This window comes from Acinetobacter calcoaceticus (genome assembly GCF_016508255.1).
Lineage (GTDB): Bacteria > Pseudomonadota > Gammaproteobacteria > Pseudomonadales > Moraxellaceae > Acinetobacter > Acinetobacter calcoaceticus_E.
Genome location: NZ_JADVKT010000004.1, coordinates 256423 through 272364 on the forward strand (window position 1 = coordinate 256423; position 15942 = coordinate 272364).

A 15942-nucleotide genomic window follows, 5' to 3' on the forward strand; every position below is an offset into this window, starting at 1 on the left:
AATCATGAGGATATATAAACGACTGCACTTTATAAAAAACAGAACTATCTGTCTACAAAATTATGCGTTGTTTCTATCAATTTTTCTTATATTTTCACTTATTCGAATATGATTAAAAAAAGCCCAACTTAAGTTGGGCTTTTTTTAATCACATTAAACTCACTTTTTAGCAGTCTTAAATACTGGATAAAAACGGAATAACTGCCATAAACAGACCAGCAATAGCAAAAGGAAATAAACCAATGACCACACTGGTAAAGCTTGGCCTAAAAAGGTCCAATCAATTGCTGCACACTCACCTGAACCCGACAATACTTCTTGCAGAACCGTTTTCATTGGTAAAGCATCAATTAAATAATTCAAACCCGGACCACAGCTTGGTACTTGATCAGGTGGTAAATGTTGCAACCAAACGTGGCGTGATGCCACACCCACTGACCATAAAATTGCGATGCCTGCCAAAAATGCATAAAAGCGTTTAACTGCGTTAGAAACTGGATTATGAAAAAATGCAATCAGTGCGACAAGGCCCATTGCCATTAAGCCAACACGTTGAAAAATACAGAGCGGACAAGGCTCTAAACCTTTTACATGTTCCAGATACAACGCAAAAGACATGCCGATAATGCTTGCCAAAACAAGCAGTCCACTCACCAAACGGTAACTTAATCGCATGTAAAACCTCATTTATTATCGATATTGTTCAAGATATTGATCGAAACTGATCTGACTATCTTGCTCAAGTTGTTCTTGCTGCTGTAAAGATTGGGCAGCCAACTGTTCAAAATGTTTCAAAGTGTCCACACTAAGCTCATGCTGCTCATAACTTTCAGCATGTAGCTGTGCCATGTGGCTACCAAAACTCCAAGTACCGCCATGCTTTAACGTATCGTCAATCACATGGGCAGACAAAGTTTCATCAACTTCATCAATTCGCGCTTGCATGACTGCTAGTGCTGAACCATACAAGTCTGTTGCATAGGTCTGATCAAGTAACTGCGCACAATCTTGCATTTTAGCAATATGTAAACGTGCCCAGTCTTCGATGTGATAAGACCCATTTGAATCTGTAATGGTTGCGTTTGGCGCTCGACCACGATTCACGACTTCTGTCTGGTTCTTTTCAATCAAATCCTGCTCAGGACCTAACAATTCAGGGCTATCACTTAATAAGCAATAAAGTGCTAACACTTCAAGGAAGCCAGCTGTCGTTTCTTCAACCCCAATCGCCGAATATGGGTTTACATCAACTGCACGCAACTCAACATACCCCACCCCTCGATTCTTTAAGGCCTGAGAAGGTGTTTCACCTGCTTGAGGTACCTGTTTTGGACGCACGAGGCTGTAATATTCATTCTCGATCTGTAAAACATGGTCGTTAATTTGCAGCGGCTCACCCGAAGCATCATTTAACCCTAAACGGCTAAATGGTGGGTAAGGTGTATGGACTGCTTTTTGTAAACCGTCCAGATAGCCACATAAATTGTTGTAATGAATACCCAAGCTTTTTTGAGCAGAGTTTTGATAGCCCAATCGCCCCATACGGAGTGCTGTAGCATACGGCAAATAATATGAACCCTTAATTAAAGGTAGTAACTGATGTTTATGCCCAGTTAAAAAACAGCGACATACTGTTGGACTCGCACCCACTAAAAACATAACCAGTGGTGTTAAGCGAATAAAATTACGAATAAGCCCAAAATAACGGTGACTACGATAATCTTGCAGACTGAGTGATTTTAATTGTTCGTCAGTTTCATGAGCCTGTAATTCGGCAAAAAGGGCATCTGGAAAAGATAAATTGTAATGCACACCTGAAATCGTCTGCATACGACGACCATAACGAATTCCTAACCCACGGCGGTAAAGCGTCTTAAAACGACCTATATTAGAAGTACCGTACTGCGCCAGACGAATTCGTTCTTCGTTGTCGTCTAACATACACGGCATCGAAAGCGGCCAGAGTTTTTCACCATTTTCTAAATGACGGTGTACAACTGCATGAATATCGGTGAGCTCATTCAATGCATCACCAATCGTTGGCTGTGGTGAAGTAATAAACTCCATCAATGCTTCAGAATAATCGGTGGTAATTTTTGGATGAGTTAAAGCCGAACCCAATGCTTTAGGATGTAAGTCTTGCGATAAGAACCCATTACTTTGCATACGTAGGCTTTCACGTTCTATTCCACGTAACATGCCTTGAAGTAGCGACGAATCCACCCAAGCAGGAATAACTGATTGAGATGGTATAGTGGGTTGACTCATGCATTTGCTCGCTTATTAAAGATCACTATATACAAAATCGTGGGATGATATGGCTATGGATATAAACACATCATTCCAGTTTGGCAATTTTTATCACAATCTTGTTATTTAAGACACGAAAGAATTGTGATTTTATTGAAGAATAATTGCTAAAGAGTTGTCAATATCATGAACGATCAAGACATTTTAAACTTCTGGTTTTCACCTGAACACCGTCCACTTTGGTTTGCAAAAAGTGATGATTTTGACAAAAAAATTCATGAACATTTTAGCGATGTTCATCGGCAGGCAACTCAAGCAGAACTTTGGTCTTGGCGAAAAACCGCAGAAGGCCGCTTGGCTGAGATTATTGTACTAGATCAATTCTCTCGCAACATTTATCGTGATCAACCTGAATCTTTTGCCTACGACGGACTCGCTTTGACTTTGGCACAAGAGGCAATTAGCCTACAACTAGATGCACAGCTCAACCCTGAGCAACGCTCTTTTTTATATATGCCATTTATGCATAGCGAGTCAAAACTCATTCATGAGTTTGCTTTAAAACTATTTCAACGCCTTGGTAATGAAATTAACTTAAGCTTCGAAAAAAAGCATAAAGTAATTATTGATCGCTTTGGGCGTTATCCTCATCGCAATGTAATCCTTGGACGTGTTTCTACACCAGAGGAAACTGAATTTTTATTAGAACCGAACAGTAGTTTTTAAAACTTCTCGATATTTAAGGCTGAGTGATCTATTTTTTAATGCTCAGCTGGGAGTTCATCATGAAATATCTCTCTATTTGTTTAGCTTTAGGCACTGCCTTAACTTTAACCGGCTGTGCAACAACGCCAAGTAAACCAAGAACTTTCGATCAGCTTGGCCAATTTTCGGCATATCCTTTAAATGCCCAAACCTTCCGAATTAGCTTTCAAGCTGATCCGAATATGAGTTATGGCAGAGCCGAAGAAATCACCTTGGTAAAATCAGCACAAACGACGGTACAAAAGGGTTTCCGCTTTTTTAAAGTAGTCAATGACCCAAGTAATCAAAGTCAGAAACCTCCTCGTCAGGCAGTGGTTTATCCATCAGCACCAAGCTTTTATCCATATGGTTATGGTCGTCGCTACCCAGGTTTCTGGAATGATCCATTCTATGATTTCCCTCAAGTGGTCAATATCGACCCCGTTCAAGTGTCGTATACTATTGAATGTTATCGGGATCAAAAGCAGGCTCCTCAAGATGCTTTTGATGCAACTTTGATCTTGAAATCAATCGGACAAAAATATGGATTGAGTCCGACAGGAGAGCTGTTGCCCCCGCCTGAGCCTCCAGTAAAACAAAAATGAATAGGGTAAATTTATGAGTATGGCAGAAGAAGTCCACCACGTGCCCAGTCTTAAACGTAGCAAATACTTTGCCACTCTCGCACTTATTATTGTGGTTGTGCTGTGGGTTGCACTCATGGTAGCCGACCGTTTTCTGCCACAATACACAGGTTTTATTCATATTTTAATGTTAGGGGCAGAAGCTGGTGTAGTCGGTGGTTTAGCCGACTGGTACGCGATTACAGTTCTGTTTCGCAACCCCTTTGGTAAATTGCCGATTCCTAAGTTTTTACGTGACCACACCGAAATTATTCCACGCAACAAAGCCCGCATTGCAGAGTCAATGGGCCGTTTTGTTCAGGAAAACTTTCTATCGCCTCAAGTGGTCGAACGAAGCTTAGAAAAAACTGACTTAAGCCTTGCAATTGGTCAATGGTTGGCAAGCCCACAAAACAATACGCAAGTGGTACAGCTCATTCAGCAAACTGTACCGAAAATTTTTGAGTTTGTTAGCCAAGATCAAATTGCCAATTTTGTGCAAAACAACAGTGTGCAATGGGTGCGAAATACTCAAGTCAACAAGCTAGCAAGTGAAATGCTACGTGCGGTATTGGAAAATGACTTTCATCAAGATGTCTTACAGCGTGGACTCGATATTGCGCATGAATGGGTCGTACAAAATCCAGATAAAACGCGTGAATTAACCCGAAAAATGTTTAAAGCGTTGGGGGTATGGTCACTTGCAAGAGGTGCGAGCTGGATTGGTATTGATGTTCAGCAACGCACAATTGATTCACTGGTTGAAAAAGTCGAGTCAATGTTGGCCGATCACGAACATCCATGGCGCCAAGAAATTGAAACCATTGCACATGCCCTCATGCTTGAGCTGGCAAAGCCAGATAGCGATGCCAGCCAAAAGCTAAATAGTGGAAAAGACGCCCTTTTAGATAGCCCACAAGTTCTGAACTTTATTAGTGGCGCAGTGACCATTTTGTGTAATGCCGTTAAAGAAGATTTAATGAAAGAAGATTCTGGCATTGCAATGAACCTTCGGGCTGCCATTCAACAACTGGGTGAAAATCTTGTTCAAAATGCCAAAGTACGCGAAGTGCTGAACAAAGAAATGACAGGACTTGCGCTGACGTTTACAGATCAATATAGCCATAAAATTATCCGCTATGTGAGCGAGCGCATTCATGAATGGGATTCGCGCGAAATGATCGGGAAAATTGAAAACGAAGTCGGTGGCGATCTACACATGATCCGAGTAAATGGCGTTGTGGTCGGGGCATTTATTGGTTTAACACTCGGTGTAATTCGGGCAGTGATTGAATCAATTTTATAACTTTAAATATTTTAATAAGAGAACAATATGCTACAGCTACAGTCAAAATTGCCCACGCAAGGCGTTACTATTTTCAGTACCATGACGGCAGTGGCACATCGACTAGGTGCACTTAACCTGTCGCAGGGCTTCCCAGATTTTCCAGCACCGCCCGCATTGCTGGAAGCCTTATCTCAGGCGACTTTAGCTGGACATAATCAATATCCACCCGGTGACGGTATTCTGGGTTTGCGTGAACAGCTCGCTTTGCAATTTCAGCACCGTGACCAACTTCAACTGGACCCTGTAACGCAAATCACGATTACTCCCGGCGCAACCATTGCAATTTTTTGTGCCATACAGGCATGCATTAATGCAGGTGATGAAGTCATTATTTTTGACCCAAGTTATGACAGCTATAGCCCTTCTGTACAGTTAGCAGGTGGTAAAGCAGTTCATATTGCGCTGGAAGCCCCAGACTTTAGGGTGAACTGGCAACAGGTTAAAGATCTAGTGAATGATAAAACCCGTATGATTGTGGTGAACACTCCCCATAATCCAACAGGTACGATCTGGGAAAAACAAGACTGGTTAGAACTCATTGAACTGATTCGAGATAAAAACATTGTCGTTTTATCCGATGAAGTCTACGAACACTTAGTTTTTGATGGGCAACAACACTTTAGTGCATTGCATTTTCCTGAACTCAGAGAGCGCAGCTTTGTGATTGGTTCTTTTGGAAAAACCTTTCATGTAACGGGCTGGAAAACTGGCTACTGTGTTGCTTCACCTGAGTTAATGCGTTTATTCCGCCAGATTTACCAATATGCGAATTTCTGTGGCACGACACCTTGTCAAATTGCCCTAGCTCAATATATGACGCAACATCCGGAACATATTCAAGAACTTTCACAGTTTTACCAAACCAAACGAGATCGATTTAATCAGGCCATCCACAATAGCCGTTTTATACTTAAGCCATCTCAAGGAACTTATTTTCAAAACTTAGATTACAGCCAAATTAGACCCGACTTAAACGATGTAGAAATGTGCCAATTTTTAGCTGAACAGCACAAGATTGTGGCTATTCCTGTTTCAGTTTTCTATCAGCAAGCGCCAGAGTCTTTACGTTTGATTCGTTTCTGCTTTGCTAAAAATGATGAGACTCTGCAAAAAGCAGGAGAAATCTTGAATGAATGTTAATAAATTTAGCCACTTAGCACAGTAAAAACACTACAAGCAATTTACTCCAACTATGTTAAGTTGAATATCTGCCCCGCTCATCAAAGAGATGGGCGATGGAGAACGTATGCCACCAAGACAGTCATTAATTCATCAACAAAATCTATGGAAAACATTTTTTGTTTTCTTGCTACCGCTGATTGCAACCAATATTCTGCAAAACCTGTCTGGTACTATTAACACCATCTTTGTCGGCCAAATGATGGGGGTAGATGCTATTGCCGCCGTCTCTGTTTTTTTCCCTATTTTATTTTTGCTACTCGCTTTTATTATCGGGATTTCAACAGGTACTACCGTTTTAGTAGGGCAAGCATGGGGTGCACAAAATATTGAGAAAGTCCAAAGCGTAGTTGGCTCTACCCTATTTATGACACTGATTGGTGGAGTAATTACCGCGATTATCGGTGTGTTCTTTGCCAGAGATATTTTAGAGTTATTAGGTACTGATCCCAAGGTAATGCATCTTGCTTTGCCTTATGTTCAATGGATGCTGGCGGGTAGCCCGCTTCTGTTTGTTTATATTATTTACACTTCAATTTTACGTGGTGTAGGTGACAGTACTACCCCATTACTTGCACTAGCTTTAACCAGTGTCATTGGTTTGGTGATTACCCCTATCCTGCTTAAAGGTTATTTTGGCTTACCAGCTCTAGGGATTATCGCTCCCGCAATTGCCACCATTACAGGATATGTGGCTATTTTAATTTTTCTGGCAATTTATCTGAACAAGAAGAATCATCCTCTTCGCCCCAACCGCCAGCTTTTGCAACATATCCGTCACAATCCAGAACTGAGCAAAATCATTTTGCGCTTAGGGGTCCCAACCGGCATTCAAATGATTACCACCTCAATGGCTGGCTTGGTTATTGTTGGGTTGGTTAACCATTACGGTTCACATGCTACAGCAGCGTATGGTGCTGTGAATCAGGTACTCAACTACATTCAGTTCCCTGCCTTATCGATCTCAATTGCAGCTTCAATCTTTGCTGCTCAAGCGATTGGTGCAGGTAAATCAGACTTGTTAGCACGAGTAACCCGTACAGCCTTAGGTATGAACTTTTTATTTACAGGTACCTTAATTGTACTTGGCTATCTATTTTCAAAGTATCTTATGGCTTTGTTTATTACCGACCCAACGGTGGTAGTACTCGGTCAACAGCTTTTATTTATTGTACTTTGGGCAATTTTGTTTTTTGGTGCGGGTGCCATTTTTGCATCGATCATGCGCGCCAGTGGAACCGTGACCGTTCCAATGTTGTTAAACATCTCTGCTATTTTATTTATTGAAATTCCATGTGCTTATTGGTTTAGCTCAATATGGGGCCTTAAAGGAATCTGGGTTGCCTATGCATTAGCATTTGTTAGCTTATGTATTATTCAAGGCCTGTATTACCAATTTATCTGGAAGAAAAAGAAGATCAAAGTTCTTATTTAGAACTACCTAAACCACATAAAAAAAGCCATCATTTGATGGCTTTTTTGCATTTAAAATTATTTCATTAACTTAGTCACAATGGTTGAAGCACGTTGATATCCTGTTGGGAATAAACGTTGGAATGCGTCAAGAATTTTTGCATCACTACCAATCAATAAACGGCGCTTATTTTTTAATACAGCTTGTAAAATTTGACGAGCTGCTTCTTCAGGTGGAGTACGCAGGAATTTGTCAAAATTTTGAATCGACTTCGCTGGGTCCATACCCAAACTAGTTAGGCTATCACTCATTTTTGCAGATTTAGCAATATTGGTACGGATTCCGCCCGGATGTACGCACAACGAGCTTACGCCACTTTTTTCAATATCCAACTCTTGACGCAATGACTCGGTAAAACCGCGTACAGCAAATTTAGTCGCGTTATAACCAGACTGTGTTGGTTGAGCGGTTAAACCAAACAAACTTGAAATATTAATAATATGGCCATCTTGAGTTTGCTTAATGAACGGTAAAAACTCTTTAGTTCCGTACACGACACCCCAGAAGTTAATCCCAACGATCCACTCTAAATCTTCGTAGGTCGCTCCTTCAACAGTTGAACCTAGAGCTACACCAGCATTGTTAAAAATCAGGTTAACAGAACCATGATCTTGAACAGTTTCTTGTGCCCACTGCTTTACCGCTTCGCGGTCAGAAACATCAAGCTTTTTGGTGGTAATAGTAATATCACTGTACGGTTTTAAAAGCTCGACAGTTTGTTGTAATCCTTTTTCATTAATATCACTCAACGAAAGATGGCAGCCCTGTTTTGCCAAAAGAATTGCTAACTGTTGCCCAATGCCAGAACCCGCGCCCGTAATTGCAGCGACTTTGTTTTTAAAATTTTTCATTGTCCATCCTTTGTTTTTCGATATTTGCACAGTCGGTTCACTGCATGTGCAATTTAGACTCTTTCAATATAATTTTGACAATATTCATTGTCAATATAGTACACTGTAATTTCAGATAGAATGGCACAATTCTGCTGAGGGCCTTATGATAGTGAGCATATTTGGCCCAAACCTATAAATTAGGAAGGCATTCATTAGGAAACGACTTATTTATGGCGACAAGCGACTCAACCAGTAAAAAGAAAACAAAAACTGTGAGTAAAGAACGTCAGTTCAAAGGGTTATCTCTATCTGAACGTAAAGAGGCACGCCGAGAAAAACTGATTGAAGCGGGTATCGCGACTTACGGAACACTTGGCTTTTTTTCCGTGACGGTCAAAGATGTCTGCCAAGAGGCAAAACTCACAGAACGCTATTTCTATGAATCATTTAAGAAAAGTGAAGATTTATTCCAAACCATCTTTTTAAAAATGATTGAAGAATTACAGCAAAACCTGATGCAAGCCGTGATTAAAGCGACGCCCGATCCAGAAAAAATGGTCGATGCGGGATTGCGAGCACTGTTGACGACATTAAAAGAAGATCCGAGATTAGCGCGTATTGTCTATGTCGATGCAGTTCTGGTACAAGAGTTACATAATCAGGCCACCATTCAGGAAACGCTTGCACAATTTGACCGCATGATTCAGGCCTTTGTTATGCTGACCATGCCACAGATTCAACACCATGAAAATGAGCTATCTTTAATCGCAACTGGTTTAAATGGATATGTCACTCAAATTGCGATTCGATGGGTCATGGGAGGGTTTGAACAGTCTCTTGAGCAGGTTTTAACCGCATGCCGCATTGTTTTCTTATCTTTATTAGCTCAGGTTTCAAAATAATATTAAAGTTTTTTGACAGCCATGAATGCGCTAAATGAGTTAAGCTATTCAGGTGATAAACTATTGAATGACTTTAAGAAAAATAAAGTCTTCATGTCACAATTTGGTCATACCTTTGCCTTAGTTTTGTCACAAATTATTGCTAAATTCAATTTTATAGACTTTTCTGCAATGAAATTGTCATAATTAATCTTTGTAATAAGCCTGTCATAACTACAAAACGGTTCACCGTTAAATCTATAGGATATTGCGCTGTGAAAGATGACTATATTTTAATTGTCGATGATGAGCTTCCTATTCGCGAAATGATCCATACTTCTTTGGACATGGCAGGCTTTCAGTGTTTACAGGCAGAAGATGCCAAACAGGCTCATCAAATTATCGTCGACCAACGTCCGGCGCTTATCTTGCTTGATTGGATGTTACCTGGAGGCGTAAGTGGTGTCGATTTATGTCGCCGCTTAAAACGCGATGAGAACCTAGCAGAAATCCCAGTTATTATGCTCACCGCTCGCGGAGAAGAAGACCACAAAGTACAAGGTCTTGATGCGGGTGCAGATGATTACATGACGAAGCCTTTTTCTACACGTGAACTGGTTTCACGTATTAAGGCCGTTTTGCGTCGTGCAAATGCATTAAGTGGCGAAAAAATGATTGATGCCAATGGCTTGATTCTTGATCCTGTGAGCCAGCGTGTTAGCTTCGGCAACAGCATTTTAGACATGGGTCCAACTGAATATCGCTTACTTGCATTTTTTATGACCCATCCAGAGCGTGCATATACCCGTGCCCAGTTGCTCGATCAGGTATGGGGCGGTAATGTATATATTGAAGATCGAACTATCGATGTACACATCCGTCGTTTACGTAAAGTTCTAGAACCTTTCGGTGTTGACCGATTTGTTCAGACTGTGCGTGGAACAGGCTACCGATTCTCAACACGTGCAGATTTAGCCGCAGGTTAACCAAGATTTATGTATGAACCCTACCCCGTCCCCGAACAGGTACGTGAACAAAAACTTTCCCGCTACAGTAGTTTATGGACGTTTGCCAAACAAGATTTACGGCTTTTATTATTTTTTCTAATTATTGCCGGTTTAGTCGGTTTTGGACTTGGGTATTTCTGGAGTTGTATTTTTATCGCCTTCGTGGTGTTTTTTACACTCCAGTTGCGTTCTTTATATCTGGTCAATGACTGGATTGCCAATAAACCATATGACGTTCCTCCAAATCTGAACGGGATTTGGGGGGCATTATTATTTAATGTTTACCGCGCTCAGCGTCAAGAACGAATTGTTCAGTCCGAAATGGTCGGTTTAATTGACCGTGCTCAATCATCGTTAGTAGCGCTTGCCGAAGCTGTTATTCTGATTGATGATCAACATCAAATCGAATGGTGGAACCCTGCAGCTGAACGTTTATTAGGTATTAGCCCGCTCGATCGCGGCCGGAATTTATTAACAATTTTACGCCAGCCTAGTTTCATTGAATATTTTAATAATATTGATCAGGCACCAGATGGTATCAAACTCCATTCCAATCTTGATGATGACCGTTATGTACAAGTCAAACTGACACGATTCGGTGGAGAAAGCCGCTTATTGGTCGCTTACGACGTTACTCGTATGCACAACCTTGAGCAAATGCGTAAAGACTTTGTAGATAATATTTCGCATGAACTCCGCACGCCATTAACCGTGTTGAGTGGCTATATCGAGACATTCACCGATCAAGAAGACATCAGCCCACGCTGGAAACGTGCATTTGACCAGATGCAATCGCAAACTAAGCGCATGAATGCTTTGGTGAATGATTTATTGTTGTTATCCAACTTGGAAAATAACAAGAAAATTGCAAAAAATCAGATTATTGAAATGCCGAGCTTAATGAATCAACTCTTTGATGATGCTCAGGCCTACAATGCCGACTACGGACATACGCTCAACTTACATATTGATAGTCACTGTGACCTGATTGGTTCCGACATGGAAATTGCCAGCGCATTTAGTAATTTAATTACCAATGCCATCAAATACACGCCAAAAGGCGGCACTATTACCATTGGTTGGCATGATGACGGTGATCATGCTTACTTTAGCGTACAAGACACGGGCATCGGAATTAACCCTAAACATTTGCCACGCCTGACAGAACGCTTTTATCGTGTAGACAGTGACCGTAGTCGCCAAACAGGTGGTACCGGTTTAGGCTTGGCGATTGTAAAACACGTTCTTATGCAACATGGCGCTTATTTAGATGTGCAATCTAAAGAAAATGAAGGTTCAACGTTCACCGTAGTTTTTCCTAAAGAAAGACTATATAACATGACCTAAGTAACCTCTCTTTCAGATAATAAAAAAGCCGACTCATGAAAAGTCGGCTTTTTTGTAGCATTTAAACCCATTTACCTAGAAGTAGAGCAATAAGATTTACTTTGATTTTTCTCGATGACATTTAAAAAGTTAGTAGCGAAAGTATTGCTCTGACGTAATGCATCACGATGATCTCCGCCATCAATTGTTTGATATATCGTTGGTTTCTTTAATTTACATAGCTGTTGGTAATAGGCATATGTCCCTCTAGGATCAACTAAATGGTCTTTAGACCCCTGAACAATCATTAACGGTACGGTAGGCACCATATTTTCAATCGACTGCTTTTTAAGATAGGTCAAAAGAGGTTTTAAATCAGCCTCGGGTCGAAATATGCTAGAAGGCGATTTCTTTAAATCAGATTGAAGTTCTGATAAACAGCGACTGCGTGCTTGAGTAAGCACGTTTTTCATTTCTGAACTGACCAAATTTTCAGGAACGATAGTGGGATCTGCTGCTTGTGCTCCCAATAACACAATTGGGAAAAATGCTGCCACACTTGGTTCCGGACGTGGATGACTCAACACATATTCTGCAATGCCTTCATATTGATAGCCACCTGGGGCAAGGGCTATCGCGCCTTTTAAATCAAGTTCGGGCGCATCTTTTTGTCCATAGGCAGACACTGCAATTGCCGCAGCCCCTCCTTGGCTGTGTCCCATGACTAACCACTGTTTATTAAAATCTTTTGGCTTAAGTGCATGTAATGCCCGCACAGCATCTACGACGGTATGCAGTTGGCTATTTGCATTCATATAGGGATGACCACCCGGTGTACCTAGCCCCTGATAATCAGGTGCAACTACTGCATAGCCTCGTGCCAGCCAAGAGTCTAAAGCTTTTGATGCAACTTCTTGATATGAATGAACAGGCCCACCAACATAATCACCTGAAGGCGCACAAGTATCGGCAACTCCAGTCGTGCCATGCGCCCAAGCAAGGATAGGCCAGCCATTTTTAGGAGCTGTACCTTTGGGCAATAAAATAAAAGCCGATGCAACAATAGGTTCGCCCTGAATACCTCGACTACGATAATTTACCAATAAGCGCTGATCTGCATGAGGAAATAAATCCGTCACATCTTGCCGCTCTAGAGACAGTATTGAACCTGGTTTTTCGCTCACAATTTGCTTATTCAAATCTGTAATTGGAGCAGCCATAGCAAAGCCAGACATCAAACACGCACTGCTAAATAAAAATTTTAAAAAAGAATTACTTTTTTTAATCAAGGGATTACTCCTCTATTATTTACACTATATCTATTTAAATAATCAATTTATAAAATCTAAAGTACCATAAAATCATCTATATTTATATTCAATTCAAACTCAATTACATTTAAATATAACCACTTAAAATTTAATTAAAATATATTTTAAAGAAACGTAGTATAAAAATGGTTGCAAAAATTAATCCTATTTAAATAATAAAAAATATATGCTGATATTTTCTTAATTACTATAGCGATTAAAATGTTAAAACAATATAAATTTATACATTACCTGATTTATCTTGCTCTCTGTTCCCTACCGATTCATAGCTTTGCAGATATATATGTATATGGACCGGGTGGGCCGGCACCTGCCATGAAAGAAGCCGCCAAACAATTCACCAATAAAACGGGCATAGTAGTAAATGTTACATCGGGTCCTACTTCTCAATGGTCTGACAAAGCGAAACTAGATGCCGATGTTATATATAGTGGTTCTGAAGCCATGATGTCTGATTTTGAAAATGCTTTTTCTGAGCAAATTATAAAAGACTCGGTGGAACCTTTATATTTACGCCCCGCAGCCATTTTAGTACGCAAAGGAAATCCTAAAAATATTAAAGGATTTAAAGATCTAGCCAAGCCAAATGTTAAGGTTTTAGTTACTCATGGTGCAGGTCAGGTCGGTATGTGGGAGGATATTGCGGGTAGAACAGGAAATATTAAATTAACCAAATCTTTTCGAAAGAATATTGCCACCTATGCAGCTAACACAGGTATTGCCAAAAAAAATTGGGAAGAAAATAGCAGTTATGATGCATGGTTAGTTTTTAATATTTGGGGTGTTAGCAACCCAGACGTTGGGCAAATTATACCGATAGAACCAGAGCTGGTTGTCTATCGCGATACAGGTGTGGCATTAACCAAACATAGTTTAAAAAACACTGAAGCTAAACGTTTTATAGAATTTTTATCTTCTCAACAAGGTAATATTATTTTCAAAAAATTTGGTTGGACTAAATAAAAAAGGATGAACTGTCATACCAAAATCAATCATGTTCCCCACAAATTTTGACTTTAACCATGAAAAAGAAAAACCGCGAATAAGAAATATAATCGAAAGAATAATTTTGCTAAACAGTGATATATATAATTGTAATTTAGCTCACTTAATAGCAATTATATTTCCATATAACATAAACAAAAAAATAAACCCTGAATTTAATTATTCAGGGTTTATTTTTTATATGGGTTATATAACTTACTAAACGATATGTCCCATGCGCTCACCCATGACAACAACAGATTCAGCTTTAAAACGTTGTTCCCATTCAATCTTATCTTTTTCAAATAAAATAACGGCTGTAGAACCTAAATAAAAACGTCCAAGCTCGGCACCTTTTTCAAGTTTTAACTGATGATGCTGCAATTCAATACGACCTGAAGGTTTCACTTTGCCTGTCGCAACGGTTTCAATACCCGCAACAATCATTGCACCAACCAATACTACTGCCATACGGCCAATTTCAGTATCAAATAAACAAACCATACGTTCGTTACGAGCAAATAAACCCGGTACATTTTCAGCAGTGACCTGATTTACCGAAAATAGCTCACCCGGTACATATAAGGTTTCAGTTAATATGCCTGCAAAAGGCATATGAACACGGTGGTAATCACGTGGAGATAAATAGACTGTCGCAAATTCGCCATTTTGAAATGGCTGAGCAAGTTGTGGGTCACCAATGAGCTTATCTACAGAAAAACTCTGTCCTTTCGCCTGAAATACTTCACCCGCAGTAATTTGACCAATTTGCGAGATTGCACCATCGGCAGGTGAAACAATGCTATCTGCTTTTTCATCAACTAGACGTACGCCATCTTTCAATGCACGAGTAAAAAAGTCATTAAAAGATTTATATTTCAGTGCATTGCCTTGCTCAGCAATCGACAAATCAATCCCATATTTGGTTTTAAACGCTTGAATAACAGCAGTTTTTACAACTGGATTTTCACTCGCAGCAACTTTACCTACCACACGGCTCAATTGATGTTGCGGAACAAGATTTTGTGCCTTAATAAATAATTCTTTTTTTAATCGAGATGTGAAACTCACGACGGTGATTCTCCAGTAATAATAGGACTATCGAGGCGATTGCCCCATTCACTCCACGCACCATCATAGGCTTTTGCTTCCCAGCCCAAGAGTCTAGCCAAAATATAGGCCAAACCAGAACGGTGATGTGACTGGCAGTACACAACTACAGGTTGCTGTAAATCGAACCCAAGTTGTTCAAGGCGCTGCCGCGTGCGTTCAAGCGGATGCAATTTTAGATGATTTTGACGATTAAGTGCAGTACTCCATTCAAAATGGAGCGCATTTGGAATGTGACCACCGCGTCGCGCTGCTAAACGGACACCACTATATTCATCACTGGTTCGACAATCCCACAACTGAACATTTTCTTGTTCGACCTGTTTGCGTAGCTCTTCATAATTCACACGGAACTGAGCAGCATGCGATAAATCAATCTGAATTAAGTCCACAACAGGAGAAACTTTTTCGACTTCTGCAGTAGTTGGTAACCCTGCTCCTAACCATGCATGGATACCGCCATTAATTAAACTGGTGCGGGTAAATCCTAAACAATGCAAATTCCAGATTAAACGTCCAGCCCATGCTCCGCCCTCATCGTCGTAGACCACAACATGATGATTAGGTGAAATATTCAATTTTTCAATCAGTGCTTGTAAACCCGCTTCATCTGGCAAAATACCGGTGGCTTCTTCGTGTTGAGTCACTAACCATTTCGGCTGTAAGTGAATAGCATGCGGAATATGAAGTTGCTCATAAACAGACGCACGGCTCAAATCTACAATGCGAATATATTCATTGCCTAAATAAGGCACTAACTCTTCTGCTTCTATTAATAAGTCGAGTTTAAAATCCGGGAGTGTCATCGTCATGATTACTTTTTATACCAGCTTAATTTCATATTAGCATAAG

Annotated in this window: 15 protein-coding genes; 9 read left to right on the forward strand and 6 right to left on the reverse strand. The window is 40.3% G+C overall.

Annotated elements, in window-relative coordinates:
- Window positions 1-159: 159 nt before the first annotated feature.
- Window positions 160-675, reverse strand: a complete 516-nt coding sequence (locus I5515_RS10610) for a disulfide bond formation protein B (RefSeq protein ID WP_199966490.1) — start codon at window positions 673-675, stop codon at window positions 160-162.
- 15 nt (window positions 676-690) lie between these two features.
- Window positions 691-2268, reverse strand: a complete 1578-nt coding sequence (gene gshA / locus I5515_RS10615) for a glutamate--cysteine ligase (protein WP_199966492.1) — start codon at window positions 2266-2268, stop codon at window positions 691-693.
- Window positions 2269-2436: 168 nt separating this feature from the next.
- Between gshA and I5515_RS10620 the strand changes: the two genes are divergently transcribed.
- The 5 genes from I5515_RS10620 (at window position 2437) to I5515_RS10640 (ending at window position 7579) form a co-directional block, all read left to right on the forward strand.
- Complete coding sequence (locus I5515_RS10620) at window positions 2437-2976, forward strand: DUF924 family protein (protein ID WP_199966494.1); 540 nt, start codon at window positions 2437-2439, stop codon at window positions 2974-2976.
- Window positions 2977-3035: 59 nt separating this feature from the next.
- Entirely contained in the window at window positions 3036-3599 is a 564-nt protein-coding gene (locus tag I5515_RS10625) for a CC0125/CC1285 family lipoprotein (protein ID WP_199966496.1), read from the forward strand.
- Between the two features lie 13 nt (window positions 3600-3612).
- Complete coding sequence (locus I5515_RS10630) at window positions 3613-4923, forward strand: DUF445 domain-containing protein (protein ID WP_199966499.1); 1311 nt, start codon at window positions 3613-3615, stop codon at window positions 4921-4923.
- A gap of 27 nt (window positions 4924-4950) precedes the next feature.
- A complete protein-coding gene (locus tag I5515_RS10635) occupies window positions 4951-6105 on the forward strand; it encodes a pyridoxal phosphate-dependent aminotransferase (RefSeq protein WP_199966501.1) in 1155 nt (384 codons plus the stop codon).
- 106 nt (window positions 6106-6211) lie between these two features.
- Complete coding sequence (locus I5515_RS10640; protein ID WP_199966503.1) at window positions 6212-7579, forward strand: MATE family efflux transporter; 1368 nt, start codon at window positions 6212-6214, stop codon at window positions 7577-7579.
- A gap of 56 nt (window positions 7580-7635) precedes the next feature.
- On the opposite strand, the gene I5515_RS10645 is transcribed toward I5515_RS10640, so the two are convergent.
- A complete protein-coding gene (locus I5515_RS10645; RefSeq protein ID WP_199966505.1) occupies window positions 7636-8469 on the reverse strand; it encodes an SDR family NAD(P)-dependent oxidoreductase in 834 nt (277 codons plus the stop codon).
- Window positions 8470-8681: 212 nt separating this feature from the next.
- Between I5515_RS10645 and I5515_RS10650 the strand changes: the two genes are divergently transcribed.
- The 3 genes from I5515_RS10650 (at window position 8682) to phoR (ending at window position 11686) form a co-directional block, all read left to right on the forward strand.
- Window positions 8682-9353 (forward strand): TetR/AcrR family transcriptional regulator, encoded by a 672-nt coding sequence (locus tag I5515_RS10650; protein ID WP_199966507.1) that lies wholly within the window; start codon window positions 8682-8684, stop codon window positions 9351-9353.
- 254 nt (window positions 9354-9607) lie between these two features.
- Window positions 9608-10318, forward strand: a complete 711-nt coding sequence (gene phoB / locus I5515_RS10655) for a phosphate regulon transcriptional regulator PhoB (protein WP_199966509.1) — start codon at window positions 9608-9610, stop codon at window positions 10316-10318.
- Between the two features lie 9 nt (window positions 10319-10327).
- Window positions 10328-11686, forward strand: a complete 1359-nt coding sequence (gene phoR / locus I5515_RS10660) for a phosphate regulon sensor histidine kinase PhoR (protein ID WP_199966511.1) — start codon at window positions 10328-10330, stop codon at window positions 11684-11686.
- A gap of 71 nt (window positions 11687-11757) precedes the next feature.
- Here the strand turns inward: phoR and I5515_RS10665 are convergent, their stop codons facing one another.
- Window positions 11758-12954 (reverse strand): alpha/beta fold hydrolase, encoded by a 1197-nt coding sequence (locus tag I5515_RS10665; protein ID WP_199966513.1) that lies wholly within the window; start codon window positions 12952-12954, stop codon window positions 11758-11760.
- A gap of 243 nt (window positions 12955-13197) precedes the next feature.
- Here I5515_RS10665 and I5515_RS10670 point away from each other — a divergent pair, with 243 nt between their 5' ends.
- Window positions 13198-13959 carry an AcfC family putative adhesin gene (locus tag I5515_RS10670; protein ID WP_199966515.1) on the forward strand — a complete coding sequence of 254 codons (762 nt, stop codon included), beginning with the start codon at window positions 13198-13200 and terminating at the stop codon, window positions 13957-13959.
- 240 nt (window positions 13960-14199) lie between these two features.
- Here I5515_RS10670 and asd read toward each other — a convergent pair whose 3' ends face one another.
- On the reverse strand, window positions 14200-15051 hold the full coding sequence (gene asd, locus I5515_RS10675) for an archaetidylserine decarboxylase (protein ID WP_199966517.1): 852 nt from the start codon (window positions 15049-15051) through the stop codon (window positions 14200-14202).
- Window positions 15048-15896: a sulfurtransferase gene (locus tag I5515_RS10680; protein WP_199966519.1), complete on the reverse strand. Its 849-nt coding sequence runs from the start codon at window positions 15894-15896 to the stop codon at window positions 15048-15050. The genes asd and I5515_RS10680 overlap by 4 nt, the downstream gene beginning before the upstream one ends.
- Window positions 15897-15942: the final 46 nt, after the last annotated feature.